The organism is Pseudomonas sp. UC 17F4, assembly GCF_900101695.1.
Taxonomy (GTDB): Bacteria; Pseudomonadota; Gammaproteobacteria; order Pseudomonadales; family Pseudomonadaceae; genus Aquipseudomonas.
In genome coordinates this window covers 4,332,785-4,357,518 of sequence record NZ_FNKV01000001.1, presented here as the reverse complement: position 1 = coordinate 4,357,518, position 24,734 = coordinate 4,332,785, and the positions used below count along the sequence as shown (strand labels likewise).

Below are 24,734 nucleotides of genomic sequence, written 5' to 3'. Positions count from 1 at the left end.
TCACGTCGTTTCGTCGTAGATACGAAGCGCGAATCATTCACATTAAAGTCGCGCAGCCAACTCTAGGGAAAGGTTGCTTTCATGTTTCATGTCTCCTTACGTACTCGTGCGCATTCGTTGCGCCAGGCAATGGCACTGGCTGCCTTGCTCGGACTGCTGGCACCGGTCGATGCTCATGCCAGGGGCTCCGAAGCCTTCGCTTTCACTCAGCTCTTCAATATCGCTGCCCAGCCATTGGACAGCGCACTAACCCGATTCGCCGATCAAGCCGGCCTGCGCATCATTTTCAATTCCGACGAGGTAAGTGGAATGAACAGCGCTGGGTTGAGCGGGCCCTACAAGGTCAATGAGGCGCTCGATCATCTGCTCAGCGGCAGTGGTTTCGGTTATGAGTTCGTCAATGACAAGACGCTGACCTTGCGCAAGCTATCGACTGGTTCGGCAGTGCTGGAGCTGGGCGCTACCGATGTGAATGCACTCAGGCTGGCTTCGACAACTGAGGGGACCGGAGCCTACACCACTGGCCTTACCAACACGGCGACAAGGTTGGGGCTTTCGCCGCGTGAAACGCCTCAGTCCATCAGTGTGGTCACTCGGCAACAGATGGATGACCAGAACATGCAGTCGTTGGAAGACGTTGCAAGGGCAGCGACAGGCATCAGCACGGTTAAAGGGTTCGGCACAGAGCGTGCGCTTTACTACTCGCGAGGGTTCCAGGTCGACGACTTGCAGTTCGATGGCCTGCCGAGCAGCGTCACGGAAAGTTTCTCGATGGACGTCATGTCAGTGAACAACATGGCCATGTATGACCGGGTGGAAATTGTCCGAGGTGCGACAGGCCTGATGCAAGGGGCAGGTAACCCGTCTGCGGCGATAAATATGGTGCGCAAGCGACCGACGCGTGAATACCAACTCAAGGCGGAGCTCGGTGCTGGCTCGTGGGACAACTACCGCACGCAACTCGATGTTGGCGGCCCCCTGAACGCAGAGGGCACCCTGCGTGGCCGTACGGTCCTGATGTACAACAGTCGAAATAGCTACCAGGACTACGCTGACAAGGACAATCAGCTGTTCTACACCATTGGCGAAGCCGACTTGAGTGACTCGACCACGATCGCGGTGGGGGCATCTTTCCAGCAGGATAACAACGGCGGCTACGACTGGGGTGGTTTGCCCACCCACCTGGATGGCAGTTCTTACAACTTCTCGCGTTCGAAGTCGTTCGCCGGTAAGTGGGCCCACCTGGACAAGATCAACCGCAACGTTTTTGCCGATATCAAGCACAGCTTCAATGAGGACTGGAACCTCACCGTCGCCACCAATCTGATCTGGTCCAATGCAGATTTTCTCGCTCAGGTTGGGTATCACAGCAAAGACTCCGATTCGACGATGCAGTACTGGCCGAACAGCGCTCGTTACGATGACGAACAGATCAATCTCGACGCGGCGCTCAACGGCGCATTCACCCTGCTGGGGGGCAAGCATGAGGTGGTGATAGGGACCAACATGAGGCGCGACAGGCTGCAGTACGTGACAGGCTCATCAAGCGTGAACCCTATCGTCGACATTCTGGACTTCGACACCTCGCAGTTCCCTGAACCGCACATAGTCGGCAGCCTGACGCCCAGCCGCCATGTGCGTAAGGACAAGGGCATATATGCCGCCACCCGCCTCAATCCGCTCGATGATCTGCACGTCATTCTCGGCAGCCGTTTGAGCTGGGTCGACTACGACACCCAAGGCCCCTGGGAGACGGACCGCTTCAAGGAAAATCGCAAGGTCATCCCTTACGGCGGCATCGTCTACGACGTCAATGACAACACCTCGGTGTACGCCAGCTATACCGAGATCTATAAGATGCAGGGCAACTACAGCGTCGACAACACATTGCTGGAACCGACGACGGGCAGTAACTACGAAGTCGGCGTGAAAAACGAGCTGTTCGATGGCAGGTTGAATACCGCCCTGGCGCTCTTCCAGGTAGATCAGTCAGGCCTTGCGCAGGTCGTTCCCGATGCTGGACGTGTCTGCGGGCCAACGCGTGATTCGCGGTGCTACACCGAGGGTGCGAAAGTGCGAAACCGCGGGTTCGAGGCAGAGGTTTCAGGCGAGTTGATGCCCGGCTGGAATGCCTTGATGGGCTACACCTACAGTCATCCAAAATACGTCGCTGGTACCAAAAAGGGTGACGCTTATGGCACAGAAAATTCGCCACAGCGACTGTTCAAGGCCGCCACCACCTATCAGCTGCCGGGAAAGTTGGATCAATGGCGAGTGGGGACCAGCGTCTACCATCAGAGCAAGCTGTACCTGAACGATATTTCGCAGAGTGCCTACAACCTTGTCGACCTGAACGCCAACTTGCGAATCGACCAGAACCTGAGCGTTCAATTGAACCTCAACAATGTTTTCGACGAGAAGTACTACACCGCGATTTTTAGTCAAGACACCGGAAACTATTACGGCGAACCCCGCAACTTTGCCATCACCCTACGCTACGAGAACTAGGTGCGAGCCGGACGTTTCAGAGGGCTTTGTGTGTATCACACCGGCTGCCACTTCAACGGCCTGGTCTTGCGATGAAGGCCGCCTTGCCGCCCACGATCGTGAGCACCGGTCAATAAACCGATTTTCAAGCGGCTGTAGCAGCCGCTTGGAAGAAAGTCACGCTCAGTCGCAACGGATCGTTGTGCTTCGTCAGGGGCGGCTTTTTGCCGATTACTGCCCGTTGCCACCGTCCGCTTTGGGCCGCCCAGCAGGAATTTGAGCCACCAGTTGTCGTACACTGCCCAACGCCTAGGGCTACCTGAACATAAGGAACAGTGAATTTCATGACAACGCTTCTTGAATGCTCAAATGAGGTTTTCAGTCGCGGAACCATATTCAGAGCCAGGGGCTCATACCCGTATGAAGAGGTTGTGGATTTCATGGTTTTCGAAACACTGGACGAGGATCGTCGCTTTGGGCTGATGGTTACCACTGGGTACAAAGCCGGCCTACCGCTGGTTTGGCTGCCTGGGGAAAGCAATGGAGGATGCCTGGGCCTCAGTAGGGATTGGGTTTTGGCCAACTGGGGCAAGTGGATCTATCCGGACTGTGAAATCTCGCAGGTCCTTGTTATTGATGGCTATAAACCTGGCTCGCACGCGGAGTTGTTTGAGTAACCCTCCGAGCCGCCGAGCGGTTGGTGGCGCACCAGTCATGCTTGACTGCAACCGAAGTACGTACAGAGGTGTCAGGGCAACTGCTGCACCAGGTCGTGGGCGACACCAGTGCCAGGCCTGCTGCTGAGCGCTGTGGGTCGGCAGCTGCCGGTCGCAGAGTGACCGCTATCGACCCAAAGCGGCCGGTCGGAGAAGGCAGCAACCCGCCAAAACCGGACATTTAGTCTCACGTCTCAATCATTCATAATGCTGCTCCGGAAAGTGCGAAAGTTAATGAATTCATGTTTGATCAATACTTGAAACGATGGGAACTGACCATCGACGGTGATGCTTTCGCCTCGCTGAATGGACATCTACTGCCCGTTCGCCACCACGGCCTACCAGCCATGCTCAAAATTTCGCAAGAGCTGGAAGAGCGGGCAGGCAATCTGCTCATGGCTTGGTGGGATGGTGAAGGAGCAGCTCCAGTGCTGGCACATGACGGTGAGGCCTTACTCATGGAGCGTGCGAACGGCTCGGTCTCCCTGGCGCACATGGTGAGCTGCGGCCAGGACGACGAGGCTACTCGTATTATCTGTGCGGTGGTCCGCCGCCTCCACATACCAAGTACAAAACCGCTGCCTGCTTTGGTCCCCCTGGTTAACCGGTTCGAAGCCTTATGGAGCGCAGCGGCAACGCACAGAGGAGTCTTTGAACACTGTGCAGAAACCGCCCGCCAACTTTTAGGTGCACCTCGCGAAGTCACGGTACTGCATGGCGACATCCATCACGGAAATGTCTTGGACTTTGGCGCCAAGGGATGGCTCGCTATCGATCCTAAGGGACTGTACGGTGAGCGCGGCTTCGATTACGCGAATATTTTCTGCAATCCGGATAGCAAAAGCGCTTTGGCTCCAGGGTGTTTCGAGCGCCGTATAGGGGTCGTGGCACACGCCTCCGAAATTGATCGCCACAGGTTGTTGCAGTGGGTGCTCGCATGGGCGGGGTTGTCAGCAGCCTGGATGCTCGAGGACGACATTGAGCCGGATGCCCCCCTTGAGGTGGCGAAGCTTGCAGCGTTGGCGCTCGGTTTGTGAGTTGGCCAGTGGCTAAGGTCCATGTGATGGATTGGACGCACTAAGCACAAACCGCACTAAAACACTGGCTTGTAGACTCAGCTCAATTTCCTCGTACCATTTCTGTACCACCACACCCTTCGCAAGTGACGTTCCGCAATGTAGAAAGTCCGTCTACATTCGGGGCAGCTAACGGCCCAAAGCGGTCAGTTGTCAGCTCCGATAACTGCCTCAAGTAGCTGGCCTTCGAAGTATTCCGTGTCATCGCGGGGCTCTGTATCCAACCGCCGCCTGGCCTCAGCCAACATTTGAGGAACTGCGATTCGCTGATTCAGAAAAGTAGCGACCATGAGATCTGAAAGCTCTTTAAAGGGCGTGTCCCAGGCATCTCGACAGCGTTGTAGTAACGTTGTCGGCGCCTCTCCTTTCCAAGGGCCAATGATGCTGGTTAGTGTCGTCGGTTGGGCCATTGGCATCTGTTCGTGCTGGTTGGGAAAAGGGATCTTACCGACAGTTCATACGCAGTGCGAAGGGCAGCTTCGGGTCGTTAGCTGCCGTTCCCGGATGACCCCTTTCGACCCATAGCGGCCACTCACCCAAGCATGGCACCAATAGCTGATCAAATTTCTGCTGCCCTTGTCGTACCCTGGTGGAAGGCCATCTGCCAATCGACTCCCAGCCGGCGCCAGATGGAGCTTCTCAAAGAATCACGGGTGCCGCTCGGGCTATCGACAGTGCACCGATAGGTGGCCAGCACCACCTTTTCGGAGAGGATACGAATCTGAAAATCGGTGATCTGACGCTGGACAAAATCCTGCACCAGCAAAGCGTCGATGGTTTGTGACCGGTTCCAGGCGATACCCTCCGCGCCAAACTCGACGAAGTCCTGAGCCAGCAGGCGGGTCAGCATGTCGCGATCAAGGCGTGTCTTGCGTTCAAGCAGGCTCGCCTCCAGTGCGTGAATAACAGGCTCCAGACATGCCTTCGAAATTTTCATGTAATTGACCTCCGTCTGCGATTCACCATGCCTGCGCGCCACGGCGTGGCGGTAGCGACAGCCTGACTTCGACCGTCGCTATACATAGCCAAACCCCGCAGCGGACCAGGTCAATGGAGCGCATCATCTGGTATCGGTTAGAATCCGCAGCTTATTTCAACAATGCTTGCTACACATAAGGAAGTTCCATGACAAGGATGGCTGCTGTTTTCACTTTACTGAGTTGCATGGCGTCGGCCTCGGCATTGGCGGCGTCTGATTGTCCGTTTCCGCAGGGGATGCAGGCATCCATCGGTGCGTCGAAGGAAGTCATTGCGGCCCGGCAAGCGGGCGTCGCCAAGGATGATTTACTCACCAGGATTTCTCCCGCGGCCGACGGGCAGATGTCCAAGATGCTAAAGAGTATCGTCGACGAGGTTTACGATTATCCGGCACTGCTGCCCGAGGTGTATGCCGCCTTCCGGTTCGAGCACTGCTTTGTTTCGCAGCAGCACGCTGAACAAGTGGCGGCCATGAAGTTTGCCGATGCCTATCCGCTGCTGAAGAAATGCGAACAGATCGACCCGCAAGGGGCTCGACCGCCTTGTGCAATGCGGGTAGTGCATACGTTGACCGGCATTCCCGAGTAATACCACTGATATCTCTGCCAAAGGAGTCACTCCATGTCAAAGCTATATCCCAGTATTGATCCTGAGGGGCTGGTCGAGTACTCGGTGGTCTACACCGACCGCTCGCTCAACCACATGTCGCAGTCATTTCAAGGCGTGATGAACAACATCTCCACGACCCTTAAACAGGTCTACAACGCCCAGGCTGTTGCGGTGGTCCCGGGCAGCGGCACGTTCGGCATGGAAGCGGTTGCGCGACAGTTTGCCAGCGCCCAGCAATGCCTGGTGATACGCAACGGCTGGTTCAGTTTTCGCTGGAGCCAGATCCTTGAGATGGGCAACATCCCGGCGGCCACCACGGTGCTCAAAGCCCGGCCGCTCGACGCGGGCCGCCAGGCGGCCTACGCGCCACCCCCTCTGGACGAAGTGCTGGCAGCCATTGCGACGCACAAGCCACAGGTTGTCTTCGCCCCTCATGTTGAAACCTCCTCAGGGATTATCCTGCCCGATGATTACCTGCGAGCCGTTGGTGATGCCGTGCATGCGGTGGGTGGCCTGTTCGTGCTGGACTGCATCGCCTCAGGCACGATTTGGGTGGATATGCACAAATGCGCAGTCGACCTGCTGATCAGCGCACCGCAAAAAGGCTGGAGCGCTTCCCCTTGCTGCGCCCTGGTGATGTTCAGCGCTTTGGCCCTCGAGCGCATCGAGCAGACGCAAAGTAGCAGCTTTGCCTGCGACCTGAAAAAGTGGCTGCAGATCATGCAGGCTTACGAGCAGGGCGGACATGCCTACCATGCGACCATGCCCAGCGATTCTCTTGCGCGATTCAACGAGGTGATGAAAGAGATGCAAGCCTACGGGTTCGACAAGCTGCGCGGCGAGCAACAGGCTCTGGGCGATCGGGTGCGCGCAATGTTGACCGGCAAAGGCATCAAAAGCGTGGCCGCCGCCGGCTTTCAGGCCCCTGGCGTGGTGGTGAGCTACACCGATGATGGCGATATCAAGAACGGCAAGAAATTTGCCGTCCAGGGCCTGCAGATCGCCGCCGGCGTGCCGCTGCAATGCGACGAGCCGGCCGACTTCCAGACCTTCCGCATCGGTCTGTTCGGGCTCGAAAAGCTGCACAATATCGAGCGCACGGTCAGCACCCTCGAGCAGGCACTGGACGAGGTAATGGTGAACTAAGCCCGCTCACCCAGCCACCAGCACCCCGACCGCTCAAACCTGCGCCAGCGCCTGGGCCAGGTCAGCGCGCAGGTCGTCGACATCCTCGACCCCCACCGACAAGCGCACCAGGGCATCGCCGATGCCCAGGTGCGCGCGGTTCTCTGCCGGAATGCTGGCGTGGGTCATGATCGCCGGGTGTTCGATCAGGCTTTCGACCCCGCCCAGGCTCTCGGCCAGGGCGAAGATCTGCACCGCTTCAAGAAAGCGCTTGGCGCCGGCCAGGTCGCTGTTCAGGTCAAGGGAGATCATCCCGCCAAAGCCACGCATCTGCTGGCGCGCCAGCGCGTGCTGCGGGTGCGAGGCCAGGCCCGGGTAGTAAACCCGCGCCACCTGCGGCTGACGCTCAAGCCATTGCGCAAGCTCCAGGGCATTGCTGCAGTGGCGCTCCATGCGCAGCGCCAGGGTTTTCACCCCGCGCAGGGTGAGGAAGGCGTCGAACGGCCCGGCAATGGCGCCCACCGAGTTCTGCAAAAAGCCCAGGCGCTCGGCCAGCTGCGGGTTGTTGCCGACCACGGCGATGCCGCCGATCACGTCGGAGTGGCCGTTGAGGTACTTGGTGGTCGAGTGCAGGACGATATCGAAGCCCAGCTCCAGCGGGCGCTGCACCCACGGGCTGGCGAAGGTGTTGTCGGCCACGCAGATGATGCCGCGCTGACGGCAGATGCGCGCGACCGCGGCAAGGTCGGTCAGGCGCAGCAAGGGGTTGCTCGGGGTCTCGACCCAGACCATGCGCGTGTCGGCCTCAAGCGCCGCTTCGAATGCCGAAAGGTCGGCCAGGTCGACGAAGCTGAAGCGGTGCCCGGCGCTGCGCCGGCGCACCCGTTCGAACAGGCGGAAGGTACCGCCGTACAGGTCATTGCCCGAGACCACGTGGGCGCCGGCATCGAGCAGCTCGAGCACGTTGGCGATCGCCGCCAGCCCGGAGGCGAAGGCGAACGCCTGGGTGCCGCCCTCAAGGTCCGCCACGCAGCGCTCCAGGGCCCAGCGCGTGGGGTTGTGCGAGCGGCCGTAGTCCAGGCCCTTGTGCACCCCGGGGCTTTGCTGCAAGTAGGTGGAGTTGGCGTAGATCGGCGGCATCAATGCCCCGGTGGACGGGTCTGGGGCCTGCCCGGCATGGATCACGCGGGTGGCGAAGGCGCGTGGCGCGCCGCTTTCATCGTGCTGGCTCATGGTAAGGACCTGCGTAGGTGATTGAGCAAATCGACACGGGTAATCACGCCGTAAAAGCCGGCAGCGTCTTCAATGATCGCCACCAGCCCACGGTCGAGCTCGGCCTGCAGCTGCGCCAGGCTGGCGCTGGGGGCCAGGGTTTCCAGCTTGAGCTTGGCGGTCATCGCGCTGGCCACGCTCAAGTGAAAGTGCGAAGCGTCCTGGTGCACGCCGAGCAGGATGTCGGACTCATCGATCACCCCGACCAGCTTCTGGCCGTTGACCAGCACCGGCAGTTGCGAGACATCGGCCAGGCGCATGCGCTGGAAGGCGGTGAGCAGGGTGTCGTCGGGGCCGACGCTGATCACCCGGCCATCCTCGAAACGCCGCGCGATCAGGTCGCGCAAGTCGCCATAGTGTTTGCGCGCCAGCAGGCCCTGGTCGGTCATCCACTGGTCGTTGTAGACCTTGGACAGGTAGCGGGTGCCGGTGTCGCAAACAAAACTGACCACCCGCTTCGGTTCGGTTTGCTCGCGGCAGTAGCGCAGCGCCGCCGCCAGCAAGGTGCCGGTCGACGAGCCGCCGAGAATGCCTTCGGCGCGCAGCAGTTGGCGGGCGTGATCGAAGCTTTCTTCATCGCTGATGGAGTAGGCCTGGCGCACGCTGGAAAGGTCGGCAATCGACGGGATGAAGTCCTCGCCGATGCCCTCGACCGCCCAGGAGCCGGGAGTGCCGAGGGTGGCGCTGCGGCTGTATTCAGCGACCACCGAACCGACCGGGTCGGCCAGTATCATCGCCAGGCTCGGCTGCAGGCGGCGAAAGAAGCGGGTCAGCCCGGTCAGGGTGCCGGCCGAGCCAACACCGACGACGATGGCATCGACATCATGCTGGGTTTGCGCCCAGATCTCCGGCGCGGTGCTGCACTCATGGGCCAGCGGGTTGGCCGGGTTGTTGAACTGGTCGGCGAAGAACGCATCGGGAATTTCCTGCGCCAGCCGCGCGGCGACATCCTGGTAATAGTCGGGATGGCCCTTGCCGACGTCGGAGCGGGTGATGTGCACCTCGGCGCCCATGGCCTTGAGGTGCAGGACCTTCTCGGTAGACATCTTGTCGGGCACCACCAACACCACCCGGTAGCCCTTGGCGCGGCCGACCAGGGCCAGGCCCAGGCCGGTGTTGCCGGCGGTGGCCTCGACGATGGTGCCGCCGGGGCGCAGGCGGCCATCGCGCTCGGCGGCGTCGATCATCGCCAGGCCGATGCGGTCTTTGATCGAGCCGCCGGGGTTCTGTGATTCGAGCTTGAGAAACAGCGTGCACAGGCCGGTATCGAAGCGGCTGACACGCACCAGCGGCGTATTGCCGATCAGTTCGAGCACGGCCGGGCGGGAGTCGTTCGCCATGGGGTCACCTCGCAGCGCAGGTAAAGCCTCGCATGGAACATAGGCCCGGATGGCAACCGCCGCAACCGTGTGCAGCCAGCCGGTACATCAGCCGGTGCCCGGATGGCGAGCGCTTAGCGCTCGATCGCGGGTCTAGCCCGCTCCCACAGGCTCAAAGCAGGCTTGGCAGCACTTCTTGGTGGCAAGTGGTCTGCTTGGCAAGGAAAAACTGGATGGTTTAACCAAGCCATTGTCGCGCTATAAATCGCTGCAGTTTCTACCGTCACTAAGGATTGACCATGACCGCAGCACATCCCGTTGTATCGATTCGCCCCGTCACGCAACACGACTTCAAGCAATGGTGCGCGCACTGGGCCCAGTATCAGGCGTTCTACAAGGTCGACATCGGCATGCCGAGCACCCAGACCACCTGGGCGCGCTTCTTCGACAGCCGCGAACCCGTGCATTGCGCGGTGGCCGCTGACGGCGAACAGGTCCACGGCTTCGTTCATTTCGTCTTCCATCGCTCGACCTGGGGCCGCAATGACTTCTGCTACCTCGAAGACCTGTACGTCTGCCCCGGCGTGCGCGGCCAGCTGCTCGGCAAGCAGCTGATCGAGTACGTGCAAGGGCAAGCGCGGGAGCACCACTGCGACCGGCTGTACTGGCACACCCAGGAGTCCAATCACACCGCCCAACGGCTCTATGACTGGATTGCCGAAAAGCCTGGGGTTATCGAGTACCGAATGGCGTTGTAAGCACCTCGATTTCAGAAGCTGTACTTGGTAGAGAGCATCACATTGCGCGGTTCGCCGTAGTAGCCGCTGAAGAAGGTGGTGTCCAGGGCGCTGATGTACTTCTTGTCGAACAGGTTGTTGACGTTGAGGGTGGCGCTAAGCTGCTCGCTCAGTTGGTAGCGGGCCATCAGGTTGACCACGGTGAACTGCTGTTGCCTGGCCTTAACCGTGCCCATCGCGGTGCTCGGGGTCACGGTGATGTGGGTGCCACTCTGCCAGTTGGCGCCGCCACCGACGGTCAGGCGGTTGAAGTCGCCGGGCAGGCGGTAGGTGCTCCACAGCTTGAGCATGTTGGCCGGCGCTTCGCTATTGATGCGCTGGTCGTCGGCGTCTTCGGTGATGCTGTGGTTGTAGCTGGCGGCAAGGTTCCAGTCCGGCAGCAGCTCGCCGTTGGCTTCGATCTCGAAGCCGCGGGTGGTGGCGCCGCTGACGGCCTTGTAGGCCGCCGAGGTGGTGCCGGGGATGACCTGGCCGGGGTCGATCACCGCCAGGTTGTCCTGCTTGATTTCATACGCCGCGATGCTGGTGTTCAGGCGGCCGCCGAAGAACTCGCTCTTCAGGCCGATTTCATAGTTGTCGCCTTCGCGCGGCTCGAGGGTCGCCCCGCTGGCGTCGCGCACGCTTTGTGGCTTGTAGATGCTGGTGTAGCTGGCATACACCGAGTGAATGTCGTTGAGGTCGTAGACCACACCGGCGTAGGGCGTGACCACGCCGCTCTCGCGGTACTGGGTGTTGCGGTTGCTGTTGGGGGTCAGCACGTATTCCATGTCGTAGTTGTACTTGTAGTCGCTGGCGCGGGCGCCAAGGATGATCGACAGCGCGTCGGTCGGGCGCAGGCGCGTGGCGATGTAGCTGCCGTTCTGGTAGATGCTGGTGTCGCCGTCATACAGCTTGCCGTTGCTGGTGTTCGGCTGTTTGGTGTAGTTGTCCCAGTCGTAGAAATTGACCGAGGTGCCTTCGATGGCGGTGCCGCGCAGGGGCGAGTGGCGGTTTTCGTAGCGGGAGAAGTTGTAGCCGACGATCAGCTCATGCTGGCGGCCGAACAACTGGAAAGGCCCCTGGGCCTGAACATCGACGCCGGTTTGCTTCTGCCAGGTACTGCCGGCGCCACCGTACAGGCGCACCCCGGCGCCGGTGTTGATGTCGGGGAAGCCCCAACTGGCGGTGGCCAGCTTGTAGTCATCGCGGTTGATGTACATCTGGTTGACGGCCACCTTCAGGCTCCAGTCGTAACCCAGCTTGTGTTCGAGGCTGGCGAAGGTGTTGAGGACATCCTGGGGGTTGCTGCTCCAGCGCGCGGCGCTGTTGGTCGAGCGCGAAAAATCGGTTTGCTGGCCGTTGCTGTAGAACAGCGGGAAGGCCACCGAGGACGAACCTTGCGGGTTGTTTTTCTGGTAGTCGGCGCCGACCGTGAGCAGGGTGCTGTCGCTCAGGTCCGCTTCGAGAATCCCGTAGAAAATCTGCTTTTCCTGGGAGTAGTGGTCGACGTAGCTGTTGTTCTGCTGATAGGCCGCGACCATGCGCCCGCGCAGGTTGCCGGTCGGGGTCAGCGGGCCGGACAGGTCGAGCTCGGTGCGGTACTTGTCCCACGAGCCCAGGCCTGCCGTGAAGTGGCCCTTGAAGTCGGCGGTGGGGCGCTTGCGCACCATGTTGATGGTCGCCGATGGGTCGCCGGCACCGGTCATCAGGCCGGTGGCGCCACGCAGCACTTCGACGCGGTCGTAGATCGCCATGTCGGCAAGGCTTTGCGCCGAGACCTGGCTGACAATGTCGAGTGTGGTGGGAATGCCGTCGAACTGGTAATTGTCGACGCTGTAGCCACGCGCGTAGATGTTGAAGCGTTCGCTGCCCAGGCTCTGCACCGACAGGCCTGGGGTTTGCTTGAGTACTTCGGTGAGATCGTTGAGGCCCTGATCGTCCATGCGTTGACGGGTGACCACGCTGATCGATTGCGGTGTTTCACGTAGCGACAGCGGCAGTTTGGTGGCGGTACTGGTGATGCCGGTGGTGTACGAGCCGCTGCCTTCAGTGGTGGCGCCCAGGCCGGCGGCGTTGATGCTGGTGGCGCCGAGTTCCACGGCGGCGCTGCTGTCAGCCTTGGCCAGCACGTAGCGCTTGTCGCCGGCCTGCACCACGCGCAAGCCACTGCCTTGCAGCAGCCTGGCAAAGCCCTGGTCCAGTTCAAAATCGCCCTGCAAACCCGGCGATGACAGCCCGGCCGTGTCTTCGGAGCTGAAGGTGATCATCACACCGTTGGCTGCGGCGAACTGGCTCAGCGCCAGCGACAGGCTGCCGGCGGGGATGTCGTAGGCCTGCGCTTTGGCCCAGGCCGGCGTCAGCGCCAGCAGCGAGCCGGACAAGCCCAGGGCAAGCGCCGCGCGGTGGATGCTGCGGCCGAGAAAAGACGGTTGGAAGGACATGCAAAGGTTCCTGTTCGGGTTGGCAGGGGCTGCGTCTGATGCGCACGTGCAGGAAGAGCCGAAACAGGAATGAAAATCTGTTACCCAAACGTTGAAAATATTTTTCACCCTCAGGCAGTGCGGCTTTCCACCCGCACCCAGTAGCGCGTTACCCGGCGCAGTTGCACTGGCAGGGAGGCCTCAAGGTTGGCCAGCACCGCCTCGCTGTCATCCAGCAAAAAGGTGCCGGAAAGGCGCAAATCGGCCACATCGGCGGCGCAGCCCAGGTAGCCATGGCGATAGCGCGAGAGCTCGGCGAGCAGGTCCTGCAGCCGCCAGTCGATCGCTACCAGCAGGCCGCGGGTCCAGGCCGAGGCCTGTGCCGGCGCGCGCTGCACGGGGCCAACACGGTCGGCGGCGAAGCTCAATGTGTGCCCGGCATCAACGCGCACGGCTTGCGCGGTTGCCAGGCGTGGACGCACCTCGACGGCGTGCGCCTCGACGCTCACCCGGGTGACGCCATCACCTTGGCGCACGGTAAAGCGCGTGCCCAGGGCGAGGATGAGGCCTTGGTCACTCTGCACGCTCAGGGGGCGGGCGTCCTTGGCGGTTTCGACGAGGATTTCGCCCTGGCGCAGGATGATCAACCGTTGCTGCTGATCGAAGCGCACATCGACCCGGGTATCGGTGTCGAGCACCAGCCGGCTGCCATCGGCGAGGCTCAGGCTCCGCCGTTGCCCCACCCGCGTGGCGTAGTCCGCGCGCCAGGGCGAAGCCTGGTAACCCTGCCAGCCGAGCACACCGGCACCGAGCAACAGGGCGAAGGTTTTCAGCGTCGCCCGTCGCCCTTGGCGGGCCCGTTCGAGGGTGCTGGAGGCGAGGGCGCTCGGCGCCTGGGTCAGGCGTTGCTGCAGCTGTTCGATACGCTTCCAGGCCGCGGCGTGTTGCGGGTCGGCGGCCAGCCAGGCCTGCCATTGGCTGCGGGTCGCTTCGCTGACGGTGCTCTCGTGCAGGCGCACATACCAGTCCACCGCCTGGGCGAGAATGCTGTTCATGCTTCATCCAGCAGCAGGCAGTGCATCAGCGCACTGGCCAGATGTTTGCGTACCGTCGTCACCGAGACCCCGAGCCGTTCGGCGGTTTTCTCGTAGGTGAGCCCGTCCAGTTGCACGGCAAGGAAGATCTGCCGGGTGCGCGCACCGAGCCCGTCGAGCATGCGGTCGATGGCCATCAGGCTGTCGAAGATCAAGGCCCGCGCCTCGGCCGATGGCGCGTGCACCTCGGGGCGCAGCGCCAGGGCTTCAAGGTAGGCTTGTTCGAGGCTGCGGCGCCGGTAGAGGTCAATCACCAGGCCACGGGCAATGGTCGCCAGGTAGCGCCGAGGCTCGAGCAAGGTGCCGGATGTGCGCGCCAGCAGGACGCGCACGAAGGTGTCCTGGGCCAGGTCCGCCGCATCGGCCGAGTTGTTCAGACGCTTGCGCAACCAGCCACGCAGCCAGCCGTTGTAATCCTGGTAAAGCGTCTGCAGGTGCTCATGGCGCTCTGTATCACAGCCTGGTGTGGACATCCCGCTCTCTCAACGACAACCAATGCGAATAGGAATTTGTCGCGATTGTAAGAGAGACAGCGGCCGCAGGGAAGCGCCGCGGTTTTCAGCGGCCTGCCGGTTGGTACTGTTGCAACCACTGCGGGTAAGTGATGCAGCTGATGTGTTCGGTCCGATAGTCCTGCAGGAACGGGTTGTATTTGTTCTCTTCGGTGTGGTGATGGCGAAAGCCGCATTTCGATTGGGCAGCAAACGACTGGCTGTTGTTGGCAAAGTAGCCGCACCACAACGCCTTGAGCTTGAGGGTTTCGAAGCCGTGGCGCATCACTTCGCGCACCGCCTCCGGAACCAGGCCCTGGCCCCAGTACGGCACCCCGATCCAGTAGGCGATTTCGCCTTCCTGTTCACTGATGTCGAAGTTGCTGTTGGCGCCGATGAGAATGCCGACGCAACCCACCGCCCGCTGGTTGTCCTTGAGTTGCAGCGCATACACCTCGGGGTGATTGAACACGCTGCGAATGATCTCGGCGCTGTGCTCGACACTGGTGTGCGGGGGCCAGCCGGCGATGGGGCCGACGCGCTCGTCGCTGGCGTATTCGTACAAGTCGGCGGCATCGTCGGCGTGCCAGGGGCGCAGCAGCAGCCGTGGTGTTTCCAGTCTCATGTGCTGTTCTCGGGTTGGCTTGATTCAGGTGAGACACGGTAGTGGCAAGCGGCTGATCGGCAAACAGCAGTACCTTGGCATTTTCGGTACTTTTCGCAATTAACAGGTTTGGTGATGATAGGCTCAGCAGTCTTGAATGGGGTCGCCTTGAACGCTATGCAGCACATTCCCAAACTTTATGCGCCTGACGACTTGCTCCGCCTGGGTGACACCACGTTGGCCGAAGGGGTAGGGGTACCGCTTGCTTTCGGGCATGCCTACATGGTGCTGCTGGTGTGCCTGTCGGGACGTGCCTGCTTCACTCTCAACTTCAAGGAGCATGCAGTTCGCCGTGGCGATGTGCTGGTGCTGGCCGAGGATACTATTGCCTTGCTCACGCGTCGTTCACGCGGCTTCAAGGTGTTTTACTGCCTGATGCCCAAAGCCTTTGCGTCGGAAGTTGCCTACCCGTTGCCCAACCCCTTGTTCGTGTTTCTGCATGACCATCCCCACTGCATACCGGCCAGGGCAGAGCGGCCGCTGCTGGACGGCTGGCTGATGCACATGCGCGATATTGCCCGCAGCTGTCCCGGCTACCGGCACATCATGCTGCGCAACCAGCTGCAGACCTTCTTTTTGAAGATTGCCGAACAACTGCCCAGCCTGGAAAAAGGCCGCAGGGAATTCAGCCGCAAGGAGATGCTCAGTTGGCGCTTCTGGGAACTGATCGGCAAAAACTGCCTGCGCCACCGTGACGTGAAGTTCTATGCCGACGCGCTCAGCATCACGCCGTTCTACCTGTCACAACTCACCAGGGCTTTTTTCAACGACAGCCCCAAAGGCCTGATCGACCGGCAAGTGACCCTGGAGATCAAGGCGCTGCTTTCGTACAGCGACCTTGCGATCGGGCAGATCGCAGACAAGCTCAACTTTGCTGACGCGTCCTACCTGTGCCGCTACTTCAAGCGCCAAACCGGAGTGTCGCTGACGGGTTATCGAAGGCATGAGCAGCAAGAGGGTGGCGAGGGTTGTGGGAGCGACGGTGCGACGCCTCGACTTGACTGAATTGCGACCGCTGCGCGCCCGATCGCTGGCAAGGCCAGCTCCCACCGGTCCGGTGAATGTAAATCCACTGTGGGAGCGGGCTTGACCCGCGATGAGGCCGGTGCAGTCAGCACATCAGTTGTGGCTGAATTGCGACCGCTGCGCGCCCGATCGCCGGCAAGTCCGGCTCCCACCGGTCCGGTGTACGCAGGTCCACTGTGGATGCCGGCCTGCAACCTACAACGACACCAACACATCACACTGCGATTCATTCAGCACATGCTTGGTAACGCTGCCAATCAACAGCTCTTCCAGCGCGCTGTCGCCCTGCTTGCCGATCACGATCAGATCGCAGTCCAGCTCCTGCTCTTTCTCGACAATCCGCCAGGCCGGGTCGCCGTGCACCACGACCTGCCGGGCATCGCCGACCCCTGCAGTTTCGCTCAAGGCCGCCAGTTGCTCCACGGCATCTTTCTTGATGACGTTGCGGTAGTGGGTGAGGGTGTCCTGGTCGATGTGGGCAAAGCGCATGCTGCCTTCAAAGGGCGCTTCATACACATGCAACAGAATGATCTCGGCCTGCGGTGCCAGCTTATTCGCAAGTTCGATGGCGCGCAGCGACGAGGGTGAAAAATCCACCGGCACCAGCACGCTGCGGTAAGCGTCGCGCGGCGCCTGCTTGACCACCAGCATCGGGCAGAGCATGCGGTTGAGCATGCGCTGCACGGTCGAGCCCAGCAGGCGCCGGGCCAGGCTCTGGCCCTTGGCCCCACACACCAGCAAGTTGCTGCGTTTGTCCTGCACCACCCGGGTAATTTCAGTCACCACCGAGCCGGGCGCCACCTGCACGCCCGCGCTGATCTCATAGCGCTCGAACAGCATCGTGGCCAGGGCGTGAACATTTTCGCCGGCGGTTTCCAGCACCCGGTTCAGTAAATCTTCATCGGGCACCAGCACCTGCTTCAAACGCTCGTAGGGTGCAGGGTTGGCCACATACAGCAGGTCCAGCGCCGCAGGCTGCGCCTTGCACAGCAGTGCAGCGCGCTCTGCCGCGTTGCGGGCGGAAGAAGACAGGTCGGTGGCGACCAGAACGTGGTTCAGCGGGCTCATGGGGGGGCTCCTTATGCAATGCCGCGCACAGGGATCGATGGCCGAGGCCGGTGTCGATCCATTCCTTGCTTGCAGCCATCGTCTCGCGAACCAGGCCCGGCGGCTTGATTTGGGTCAAAGGAGTAGGGAAGGTAACGCTATAGCTCGGGATAAGCGGGCCGCATCGGCGGCCCAGAACAAGCGCAGGCGATCACTCCACCGCCGCTTGCCCTGCTTGCAGCGAACGGCGTAACAACGCAGCGGTTGCCGAGCGCGCTTCAACCTCATCCAGCAATGAGTCGACCAGCGCGATGCTCATCTCCAGCGACTGCTCAGTGGCCCAAAGCAACCCGCGTACCTCGGCATCGACCCGTTCACAGGCGTGGACGTTGGTCTGGTAGGCGCTTTTGAGCAGGGTGGAGGTGTGGATCAGCGCGTCTTCGGACGAGACGCCGGCACGCACAGCGAACAGCGGATCGTGGCTGCCATTGCAGGAGCCGAAGGTGGTGCTGGTTTTGGTGCTGAGGGGTGGATCGGGGACGGGTTTGGTCATGGTGGTGCTCCTTCGTAGAAAGGATCCGCCACCGCCTGCCGCCAAGCAGGGAAGGGTGACGGACTACGCAAGGTTGGCGGACCGGTACGAAGGAACCCGGCACTTCCGAAGAAGTCCATGCGCAGCCCGCCATAAAGCATCATCGCGGGCATAAAAAAAGCGCCTGCGAGGGTGATTGTGGGGCGCTTTGCGCCTTCGTTCCGGACCGCCAAGCCCGAGTCGCTGAATTTGCAGCTACTGGGGGAGGGTAACGGGGTTGGGGTGGGGATTCAAGCTGGGATTCTGAATGAGGGCATTTGGCCCTTTACAATTTCTACAGTTCGCCACCGGCCGCTTTTGGGGCGTTAGCGACTACGTGGTCCTTGCCCGCTCCCTGTTGACAGCTGCAAAAGACTGGGCTAATTACAAAGCAGAATTTAACAACCCAAGCGACAAAGGAAGTCGACAATGAGTATCAAACCTGGCCCTAAAAGAAAAAACGAAGATGGCACTCCGGACAAAAGGCAGAGAGTCACGCCTGAGAAGCAAAAGGATCATCCAGGCCTGAAACCCCATAAGCATAAAAAGGGGGAGTAGGATCCAAAAGCAGCTCTCGAGAGCTGCTTTTTACATGTATACGAATAGGTCTGTTCGTCACCACAACGATGATCAATCGCGCAGGGTAGTGAACGAAAGAGAGATGTCATAAGGGCTGCGTTTTATTCAAATGCTCCGGTGCAAAGCGAGCAAAGGTCATCGTTGTAGTGATGTAGGGGCGGCCCACTGGATTGCCCCGGTTTTCCTAGAGAGCGTAGCCGTCCTAATTCAAGGATCACAACCAACAGCTGCTTCTGGCCGATTACATCCATTTTGAAGCTCTTTGGCCACTCAAACCGAAAAGGGGGGCAGAGTCAGCCCCCTGCCGTCTACCTTGATTCCTACCCAACAGCCACTAGCCTTCACACACCTTCGCATCAACCCAGGCAATCCCCCATGAACAAGCCAGCCAACACCCTGATGCTGCGCTTTAATCCAGCATCTGCCTCATTGCGCGATGGCCTTTCAGTTGCCCTGCAGATCGGCAACACGCTGTGGCTGGCCAACGACGAAACCACCAGCCTCGAACGCCTGACCATCCAGCCCGCAGTACCCGGTGGGGCGGTGACGTGCGATGAGCACCACTCCTTCCCGCTGATGAAGTATCTGCGCCTGCCCATACCCGATGCAGATGCCGAGATCGATATCGAGGGCCTGGCCTATGCCGCTGACGCGGGTTATCTCTGGGTCGTCGGCTCCCATAGCCTCAAGCGCAAGAAGGCGGACGCCGACAAATCTGCGCAGAAGAACATCAAGCGCCTGTCGACGGTAGAGGCGGATGGCAATCGCTTTCTGTTGGCGCGTCTCCCGGTGGTGCAGCAGAACGACAGTTATGTGCTTGCCGACAAGCTGGATGGCGATGGGCGTACGGCGGCGCAGTTACATGGCAATGCGCTCGGCAACGACCTCACGGCGGAAATTGCCAGGGACGATCAGCTACGCGACTTTTTGCGCATCCCGGGCAAAGACAACGGTTTCGATATCGAGGGCCTGGCCGTCATCGGCTCGCGCCTGCTGTTGGGGCTGCGGGGGCCGGTGCTGCGCGGCTGGAGCGTGCTGCTGGAGATCGAGCCTGAAGCCGATGGCGACTCCACCGACACCCTGGTGCTGAAGAAGATCGGCCCGGACGGGCGCCGCTATCGCAAGCACTTCTTCGCGCTCAACGGCCTGGGGGTGCGCGACCTGTGCAGCAGCGGCGACGAGCTGCTGATTCTGGCAGGGCCGTCCATGGACCTGGATGGCCCGGTCACGGTGTTTCGTTGGCTCGGCGGCTTTGCGGCCGATGAAGAGCAGGTGGTGTTTGCCGATCAATTGCAGAGGGTGCTGGAGGTGCCGTTCGGCAACGGCGACGATCATGCAGAGGGTATGTGTTTGTTCCAGTCGGCTGAGAAGCAGAGCGAGCTTTTGCTGATCGTCTACGACGCCGCAGCGCAGCGTCGTAAACATGGCGACCGCAGTGTGGAAGGCGACCTGTTTACCCTAAGTTAACGGCGGCTGGGCGGCATTGAGATCGCTTTTGTCGCTACACTACGGCTACCAGCATCGAAAAAACCGATACCCCTCATGCGCTACTCCCCAGAAGCCCTGCATGCCTTCGTCGAAGCCGCCGCCCTCGGCTCGTTCTCCGCCGCCGCGCATAAGCTGCGCAAAAGCCAATCCACCGTCAGCGCCGCCATCGCCAACCTCGAAGCCGACCTGGGCGTTACCCTGTTCGACCGCCAGGCCCGGCAACCGCTGCTCACCGAAGCCGGGCGCAAGGTGCTCGGCCATGTGCAGGAGATCCTCGCCGCCAGCGAGCGCCTCGACCAGTTGAGCATTCGCCTGGCGGACAAGGTCGAGCCGCGGCTGACAATCGTGTTTTCCGACATGCATCAGCTCAACCCGGACAACCGGGTGATGCAGCTGTTCGAGCAGCGCTATCAGGACATCGAGCTGGAATGCATGATCGCCGAGGCGGGCGACGTGCTGAACCTGCTGCAGAGTGGCCGCGCACATCTGGGCATGCTCGCGGCGCAACCCGGCTACCCGGCGGATGTGGCCGCGACGCGGCTGGCGGCGCAGGCGCAGATGGGCATTTTCGTCGCCAGCAGCCACCCCTTGGCGCAGCTTGCGCAGCCGACCCAGGCGCACCTGGCCGGGCATCGGCAGTTGTATTTGAATACCTACACCGACAGTGTCAACAAACCCCAGGGGCGGGTGTGGTCGGCGCCGGATTATCTGATGCTGCTGGAGATGACCGAGGAGGGCTTTGGCTGGGCCGAGTTGCCCCACGGCCTGGTCCGTCAGTACGGCCATGGCCAGCTCACCGAGCTCAAGCTGCGTGGCTGGCCGCGGCCGATTGCAGTGGATGTGGCCTGGTCGAAGCTGACCCCGCCGGGGCCGGCGGGGTTGTGGTTGCTCGATCGTCTGTTGGAAAGCAGCTAAGCACTGCAAAGTCAGTCTTTGAAAAAAAGTTTGCGCGCCAGTAGCGGGCTGATGCGATCACGGTAGATGGCGGTTACCGGCATTCCTCGGCTTGCCTGAACCTTTTGCCCACTCAAACCCATGAAGCGCTGCTCGGGCTTTTTGAGGTGAGCGGCCTGGTAGTTGGACTCGGCGCTGCTGGCAGAGCTGTAGTGGAAGTGCGCATAGGCCAGGGGTTTGCCTCGGCGATCCTGTACCGAGAACTCCTGAAGAAAGTCCGTGCCCTTGCCGCCCGATACATCGGTGCGCTCACCCAGGCGGGTGATGACAATCTCGTTTTGCTCCTGCAGAAAGTCTATCCCGGTGGCAGTAGGGGGTAAGGTTTTCAGGCGTTCGATACGCAGGCGTCGCCCCGCACGCTGCAAGCGTCCAGCACTTGAGCGCAGCTGGCTGATGGTTTGCAAGGTGCTTTGATCAGGTGAGTTGGCAATCTGCTTTTCCAGGGCGGTGGCGCAGACTCGTCGGGCTTGGGCTTTGCTTTCCAGCTGTTCTTCGACTTCTATCGGCAGCCCGCGAAAGTGCTCGCCTGCCGCGATCTCGTGCGCTTCCTGCGCGAGCAGCAGGCGGGCTTGGCGTAACTGGGTATGCAGTCGTTTAAGCGCCGCATTGGAAACCGGCGCGCCGCCGCGCAGGTGCAAACGCGGGTCGAGTTGCCAAGTGCCTGCGCTGCCACGGGCGATGTGTGGGCCAGGTGCAGAGGTGTGTGGATCAATGATTCTCCAGGCCTCATCCGCGCCTTGTTCGATGCGAAACCACCCTTGGGGCAGGCGCACGCAGCGTTGCCCCTGATGAATGAACAAGCCTTGTTCATTTTGATCGCTCAACGCGCCATCCAGAGGGTCGATCGGTGCAATGGCCAGAGCACGCAACCGTTCGAGGTTTTGCCGGGAAAGGGCAGGGGAACTCCATCCGCTGAAATCCAGCAAGGTGGCGGTGGGTTGTTGGGGCAAGTTCAGGAGCGAGCGGCGTTTGCGGATGGCATTGCCCAGTTCTCTTGCCGGCTGGGCTTGCCTGGAACCAACCTTGCCTGTGCGCACGCTCTCATGAATGAGCATAAGCGATAGCTGTATCAGCACTTGCACCAGTGCGCTCTTTTGCGCTTGGGAGTCTTGGTTCTGCGCCGCTGTATGCAGTGCATAGACACTGGCATAGAACTGGGCAATCCAGGCGATATCAGCGAGCGGTCCCTCAAGCATAGGCAGCAATACCGACAGCAGCATACCGAGGGTCTGTTCTGCACTTAACCAGTGCTGCTCGGCATTGGAGGTTGTGGCCTGGCGGGCCTGTTCGATGAGCGACCGCGCGTTGGCCTGGTAGACAAGACCCAGTGCATGGCTGGTGATGGGGGCCTGGGCCAACAGGATCGACTCATGCCTCAAGCCAAGCTCGCCGCCAAGGTAGTTGCTGTCCAGCGCAGGGCTCCAGTTGTCACCCCGGCGCAGCGCGGTACGGACCTGCCCTTCGGGCAGGGCGCCGAGCACAGCATCGTGCAATGGCCCAGGTTGTTTCAGGCGCGATAGCAACGCCGCGCGCGAACTGAACTCCATCAGTTGCGGGGTGCATTGGGGGGCGTACAACACCAATAGGCTGGGTGCCGAGCCTGCCGGTTCAATAATGAACAGACCTTGCGCTGGCACGGCCGGGCTTGCGTTGTGGCTCAGTTGCAAGGCCAGGTGAGCGAACTGGATGCTGTCGCTGAGCGGGTCGTTGCCTGGGGCGAAGGCGGCGTGCACGCAGCGACGTGCAGGTTCGCTGAGTGCGCCTTTGCCTTCTGGCCTGGGAGTGATCAGCAGAATCGGCAGCAGGATGCGCAAGCGTTCAACAAACAGTGCTTGTTGCAGGGCAGCCTGCGGCGCGTCGTCCAGCAATGTGCGCTGCAGCAGTGCCGGGTAGGTCTCGCCCACATCAACACGGCTGATCAACTGGCGAAAGTAGGCAGTGGTTGCCCAGGTCGGCAACGCTTTACCCGAGTGCAGGCTGATCTGCGAGCGCTCCAGCGGCAGCGCTTGGGTGTTAAGGGCCGCTACCTCAATCAGCGAGCGCGGCGTTTGCGGATGAGAAGAGCTGCCCGGCGTCAGGTGCAAAGGGTCAAAGAACGGTGGCGTATAGTCGATGACCTGCACGATGAAATCAGCTGCGGGCGGTAGTCCCTGCCCTGGGTGGTCGCGCTTCATCTGCGCATCGAGTACTTTCGCGGTGTAACGCTCCAGGCTGGGCAGGGCGATGGCCTGGCTTGACTGCTCAAGCGCTGCCAGCGCGGCGAGTTGCCGGGCGATCAGTTGCCGGTCGGCAGTACTGGCCTGGTGCATCCAGGCCGGCAGTGGATCGCTCGAATGAGCCGAGGCCGATAGTGACGGTGGACGAAGCCGGCAGAACAGTTCGTTGAGGTTGATCAGCTGGTCGACGTGCTGAGCCAGTGCGGTCGAGGTTTTGAAGTCGCCAGGCACAATGGTCGATAACCCCTGCAGTTGTTGCTCCAGCAACCCCGTGGCGAACGCCTCGAAAACATTCTGCTCAGGACGAAATCCCGGGCTGGGACCGCTGAGTTGATCGCTCAAATGAGCTTCAAGCGCATCGGCACTGGGATAAACAACTAGCCCGCTGTTGAGGGTATACAGCATCGCATTGGCTGAGCGGTCGGTGTGCCTGATGGCGATGCCTTGCTGCGCACCGTCGCTCAGACTTGGCTTGAAGAACACAATGCTGGCCGGCAGTTGCAGCCATTGCGGTTGGCCGTCAGGCAGTTTGCTTGCCTCTGCCTGCATGTCGCCCGCCACAAACAGTGAAGTTCGCTGCAGCAAGTTCAGTGCGTGCTCATCCTGAGCGTTCCAGAAGTCGAGCAGTTGTGACTCAAAGATCCTTGGCAATCGCGGGCCACCGATATCAAGGATTTCGCTGAGGTCCGCTTGGCTGATCAAGGTCGCCCCCGACTCTGTGCCATTGGAGATTTGAGTCACCACGCTATCCACTGGAAGCTCAATAGCCATATTGAGCAGGTAGCGCTGGATTATCAGATCCGCAAGCGGGGTAGAACGCCCGCAGGGCTGTGCGAGATAGAACGGCGCCGGGTCCACCGCTGTCCTCGTGGCGTCGGGGATGAGTGCGTGGACCAGGCTGTTGGCAACGTCCGACAGTGTCGGACGCTGTTGTAGCCGTTGGCTGATGTGCAGCAGGTCCCAGCTTGCGGGGGGGCTTGTAGACGTTGTCGGGGGAGGCGCTGATTGGCTCATGGTGAAACTCCTCGCTCTGGAGTTTCGCAGCCTAATCAGGGGTAGGAGCAGGGCTGGGGTAACTATCTATCGCGCTCAGCTTTTCGCACCCGCCTGTTCCAGCAGCGCCTGCATCTCTTTGTAACCCCGCTGCCGCGCATGGTGCAGCGGCGTCACCCCCTTGCCATCAGCCAGGTTGACATCCGCCCCGGCCTTGATCAGCTCACGCACGATCTCGACATGCCGCTGGCCGCCGTCGCCGAGGATGATGGCTTCGAGCAGGGCGGTCCAGTGCAGTTTGTTGACCTGGTCAACCGCGACACCTGCGGCAATCAGCAGGCGTACTGTTTCGACGTGGCCGCGTTCGGCTGCCGGTATCAGCGCGGTGCCGCCGTAGCGGTTGGTGCTTTTCAGGTCGGCGCCGTGGGCCAGGGTCAGTTTGAGAATGTCGTTGTGGCCACGGGCGCCGGCATACAGGTAGGGGCTGTCTTCTATGGAGTCCTTGGCGTTGACGTCGGCGCCGGCGTCGATCAGCACCTTGGCGGCGTCGATCTGGTTGTTGTGGGTGGCCAGCAGCAGCGGCGTGCGGCCCATTTTGTCGCGGGCTTCCAGCACAGCGCCCTGGTCGAGCAGGCTGCGTACCTGGGCGGCCTGGCCGTTTTCGGCGGCGCTGCGCAGTTGGTTTTCGAGGGTGCCGCCGTCGGCACTGGCAGTCAGCGATGTGAGCATGGCGAACACCATTGCAAGGTGGGTGGACAGGCGCTCAAGGAGCATGGCAGTACCTCCTGGTGGGCGATTGCTCGCGGGGTCGAGCCATGTTAAAAGTCGGGCTC

Annotated in this window: 20 protein-coding genes; 9 read left to right on the top strand and 11 right to left on the bottom strand. The window is 61.0% G+C overall.

Annotation, left to right across the window (positions count from 1 at the left end):
- Positions 1 to 81 precede the first annotated feature (81 nt).
- The 3 genes from BLR26_RS19795 to BLR26_RS19785 all read left to right on the top strand — a co-directional run bounded on the left by BLR26_RS19795 (position 82) and on the right by BLR26_RS19785 (position 4,240).
- On the top strand, positions 82 to 2,508 hold the full coding sequence (locus BLR26_RS19795) for a TonB-dependent siderophore receptor (RefSeq protein WP_093384582.1): 2,427 nt from the start codon (positions 82 to 84) through the stop codon (positions 2,506 to 2,508).
- A gap of 323 nt (positions 2,509 to 2,831) precedes the next feature.
- Positions 2,832 to 3,164, top strand: a complete 333-nt coding sequence (imm45, locus tag BLR26_RS19790) for an Imm45 family immunity protein (RefSeq protein ID WP_093384579.1) — start codon at positions 2,832 to 2,834, stop codon at positions 3,162 to 3,164.
- 281 nt (positions 3,165 to 3,445) lie between these two features.
- Entirely contained in the window at positions 3,446 to 4,240 is a 795-nt protein-coding gene (locus BLR26_RS19785; protein ID WP_093384575.1) for an aminoglycoside phosphotransferase family protein, read from the top strand.
- Between the two features lie 598 nt (positions 4,241 to 4,838).
- Here BLR26_RS19785 and BLR26_RS19780 read toward each other — a convergent pair.
- Complete coding sequence (locus BLR26_RS19780; RefSeq protein ID WP_093384565.1) at positions 4,839 to 5,216, bottom strand: nuclear transport factor 2 family protein; 378 nt, start codon at positions 5,214 to 5,216, stop codon at positions 4,839 to 4,841.
- Between the two features lie 188 nt (positions 5,217 to 5,404).
- On the opposite strand from BLR26_RS19780, the gene BLR26_RS19775 reads away from it, so the two are divergent.
- Together BLR26_RS19775 and BLR26_RS19770 are read left to right on the top strand one after the other, a co-directional pair.
- Positions 5,405 to 5,845: a hypothetical protein gene (locus tag BLR26_RS19775; protein WP_093384562.1), complete on the top strand. Its 441-nt coding sequence runs from the start codon at positions 5,405 to 5,407 to the stop codon at positions 5,843 to 5,845.
- A gap of 33 nt (positions 5,846 to 5,878) precedes the next feature.
- Positions 5,879 to 7,012 carry an aminotransferase class V-fold PLP-dependent enzyme gene (locus BLR26_RS19770; protein ID WP_093384559.1) on the top strand — a complete coding sequence of 378 codons (1,134 nt, stop codon included), beginning with the start codon at positions 5,879 to 5,881 and terminating at the stop codon, positions 7,010 to 7,012.
- A gap of 33 nt (positions 7,013 to 7,045) precedes the next feature.
- On the opposite strand, the gene BLR26_RS19765 is transcribed toward BLR26_RS19770, so the two are convergent.
- On the bottom strand, positions 7,046 to 8,224 hold the full coding sequence (locus BLR26_RS19765) for a trans-sulfuration enzyme family protein (protein WP_093384556.1): 1,179 nt from the start codon (positions 8,222 to 8,224) through the stop codon (positions 7,046 to 7,048).
- Positions 8,221 to 9,603, bottom strand: coding sequence for a pyridoxal-phosphate dependent enzyme (locus BLR26_RS19760; RefSeq protein WP_093384553.1), 1,383 nt, complete (start codon positions 9,601 to 9,603; stop codon positions 8,221 to 8,223). The genes BLR26_RS19765 and BLR26_RS19760 overlap by 4 nt, the downstream gene beginning before the upstream one ends.
- A gap of 278 nt (positions 9,604 to 9,881) precedes the next feature.
- Between BLR26_RS19760 and BLR26_RS19755 the strand changes: the two genes are divergently transcribed.
- Positions 9,882 to 10,340 (top strand): GNAT family N-acetyltransferase, encoded by a 459-nt coding sequence (locus BLR26_RS19755; protein WP_093384549.1) that lies wholly within the window; start codon positions 9,882 to 9,884, stop codon positions 10,338 to 10,340.
- 11 nt (positions 10,341 to 10,351) lie between these two features.
- On the opposite strand, the gene BLR26_RS19750 is transcribed toward BLR26_RS19755, so the two are convergent.
- The 4 genes from BLR26_RS19750 to BLR26_RS19735 all read right to left on the bottom strand — a co-directional run bounded on the left by BLR26_RS19750 (position 10,352) and on the right by BLR26_RS19735 (position 14,988).
- Entirely contained in the window at positions 10,352 to 12,799 is a 2,448-nt protein-coding gene (locus BLR26_RS19750) for a TonB-dependent siderophore receptor (protein WP_093384545.1), read from the bottom strand.
- A 110-nt stretch (positions 12,800 to 12,909) separates the two neighbouring features.
- Positions 12,910 to 13,833: a FecR domain-containing protein gene (locus tag BLR26_RS19745; RefSeq protein WP_093384541.1), complete on the bottom strand. Its 924-nt coding sequence runs from the start codon at positions 13,831 to 13,833 to the stop codon at positions 12,910 to 12,912.
- A complete protein-coding gene (locus BLR26_RS19740; protein ID WP_045201214.1) occupies positions 13,830 to 14,345 on the bottom strand; it encodes a sigma-70 family RNA polymerase sigma factor in 516 nt (171 codons plus the stop codon). Before BLR26_RS19740 ends, BLR26_RS19745 begins: the two co-directional genes overlap by 4 nt.
- Before the next feature lie 85 nt (positions 14,346 to 14,430).
- A complete protein-coding gene (locus tag BLR26_RS19735) occupies positions 14,431 to 14,988 on the bottom strand; it encodes a GNAT family N-acetyltransferase (RefSeq protein WP_093384538.1) in 558 nt (185 codons plus the stop codon).
- A 156-nt stretch (positions 14,989 to 15,144) separates the two neighbouring features.
- Between BLR26_RS19735 and BLR26_RS19730 the strand changes: the two genes are divergently transcribed.
- Entirely contained in the window at positions 15,145 to 16,032 is an 888-nt protein-coding gene (locus BLR26_RS19730) for a helix-turn-helix domain-containing protein (protein ID WP_093384535.1), read from the top strand.
- Positions 16,033 to 16,248: 216 nt separating this feature from the next.
- Here BLR26_RS19730 and BLR26_RS19725 read toward each other — a convergent pair whose 3' ends face one another.
- Entirely contained in the window at positions 16,249 to 17,121 is an 873-nt protein-coding gene (locus BLR26_RS19725) for a universal stress protein (protein ID WP_093384530.1), read from the bottom strand.
- Positions 17,122 to 17,311: 190 nt separating this feature from the next.
- Positions 17,312 to 17,653 (bottom strand): DUF6124 family protein, encoded by a 342-nt coding sequence (locus BLR26_RS19720; protein ID WP_093384526.1) that lies wholly within the window; start codon positions 17,651 to 17,653, stop codon positions 17,312 to 17,314.
- A gap of 972 nt (positions 17,654 to 18,625) precedes the next feature.
- On the opposite strand from BLR26_RS19720, the gene BLR26_RS19715 reads away from it, so the two are divergent.
- Both BLR26_RS19715 and BLR26_RS19710 read left to right on the top strand, forming a co-directional pair.
- Positions 18,626 to 19,717 (top strand): DUF3616 domain-containing protein, encoded by a 1,092-nt coding sequence (locus BLR26_RS19715; protein WP_093384521.1) that lies wholly within the window; start codon positions 18,626 to 18,628, stop codon positions 19,715 to 19,717.
- Between the two features lie 75 nt (positions 19,718 to 19,792).
- Positions 19,793 to 20,653, top strand: coding sequence for a LysR family transcriptional regulator (locus BLR26_RS19710; RefSeq protein ID WP_093384517.1), 861 nt, complete (start codon positions 19,793 to 19,795; stop codon positions 20,651 to 20,653).
- 11 nt (positions 20,654 to 20,664) lie between these two features.
- On the opposite strand, the gene BLR26_RS19705 is transcribed toward BLR26_RS19710, so the two are convergent.
- Together BLR26_RS19705 and BLR26_RS19700 are read right to left on the bottom strand one after the other, a co-directional pair.
- Positions 20,665 to 23,649 carry a dermonecrotic toxin domain-containing protein gene (locus BLR26_RS19705; protein WP_143013293.1) on the bottom strand — a complete coding sequence of 995 codons (2,985 nt, stop codon included), beginning with the start codon at positions 23,647 to 23,649 and terminating at the stop codon, positions 20,665 to 20,667.
- A gap of 348 nt (positions 23,650 to 23,997) precedes the next feature.
- Positions 23,998 to 24,630 (bottom strand): ankyrin repeat domain-containing protein, encoded by a 633-nt coding sequence (locus tag BLR26_RS19700; RefSeq protein ID WP_371128682.1) that lies wholly within the window; start codon positions 24,628 to 24,630, stop codon positions 23,998 to 24,000.
- Between the last annotated feature and the right edge of the window lie 104 nt (positions 24,631 to 24,734).

Bases quoted from the DNA above. Each gene is read 5' to 3' on its own strand.
- BLR26_RS19735 (WP_093384538.1), bottom strand. From the start codon at position 14,988: ATGAGACTGGAAACACCACGGCTGCTGCTGCGCCCCTGGCACGCCGAC.
- BLR26_RS19780 (WP_093384565.1), bottom strand. From the start codon at position 5,216: ATGAAAATTTCGAAGGCATGTCTGGAGCCTGTTATTCACGCACTGGAG.
- BLR26_RS19770 (WP_093384559.1), top strand. From the start codon at position 5,879: ATGTCAAAGCTATATCCCAGTATTGATCCTGAGGGGCTGGTCGAGTAC.
- BLR26_RS19775 (WP_093384562.1), top strand. From the start codon at position 5,405: ATGACAAGGATGGCTGCTGTTTTCACTTTACTGAGTTGCATGGCGTCG.
- BLR26_RS19750 (WP_093384545.1), bottom strand. From the start codon at position 12,799: ATGTCCTTCCAACCGTCTTTTCTCGGCCGCAGCATCCACCGCGCGGCG.
- imm45 (WP_093384579.1), top strand. From the start codon at position 2,832: ATGACAACGCTTCTTGAATGCTCAAATGAGGTTTTCAGTCGCGGAACC.
- BLR26_RS19740 (WP_045201214.1), bottom strand. From the start codon at position 14,345: ATGTCCACACCAGGCTGTGATACAGAGCGCCATGAGCACCTGCAGACG.
- BLR26_RS19720 (WP_093384526.1), bottom strand. From the start codon at position 17,653: ATGACCAAACCCGTCCCCGATCCACCCCTCAGCACCAAAACCAGCACC.
- BLR26_RS19785 (WP_093384575.1), top strand. From the start codon at position 3,446: ATGTTTGATCAATACTTGAAACGATGGGAACTGACCATCGACGGTGAT.
- BLR26_RS19715 (WP_093384521.1), top strand. From the start codon at position 18,626: ATGAACAAGCCAGCCAACACCCTGATGCTGCGCTTTAATCCAGCATCT.
- BLR26_RS19710 (WP_093384517.1), top strand. From the start codon at position 19,793: ATGCGCTACTCCCCAGAAGCCCTGCATGCCTTCGTCGAAGCCGCCGCC.
- BLR26_RS19760 (WP_093384553.1), bottom strand. From the start codon at position 9,603: ATGGCGAACGACTCCCGCCCGGCCGTGCTCGAACTGATCGGCAATACG.
- BLR26_RS19700 (WP_371128682.1), bottom strand. From the start codon at position 24,630: ATGCTCACATCGCTGACTGCCAGTGCCGACGGCGGCACCCTCGAAAAC.
- BLR26_RS19795 (WP_093384582.1), top strand. From the start codon at position 82: ATGTTTCATGTCTCCTTACGTACTCGTGCGCATTCGTTGCGCCAGGCA.
- BLR26_RS19730 (WP_093384535.1), top strand. From the start codon at position 15,145: ATGCAGCACATTCCCAAACTTTATGCGCCTGACGACTTGCTCCGCCTG.
- BLR26_RS19755 (WP_093384549.1), top strand. From the start codon at position 9,882: ATGACCGCAGCACATCCCGTTGTATCGATTCGCCCCGTCACGCAACAC.
- BLR26_RS19725 (WP_093384530.1), bottom strand. From the start codon at position 17,121: ATGAGCCCGCTGAACCACGTTCTGGTCGCCACCGACCTGTCTTCTTCC.
- BLR26_RS19745 (WP_093384541.1), bottom strand. From the start codon at position 13,833: ATGAACAGCATTCTCGCCCAGGCGGTGGACTGGTATGTGCGCCTGCAC.
- BLR26_RS19765 (WP_093384556.1), bottom strand. From the start codon at position 8,224: ATGAGCCAGCACGATGAAAGCGGCGCGCCACGCGCCTTCGCCACCCGC.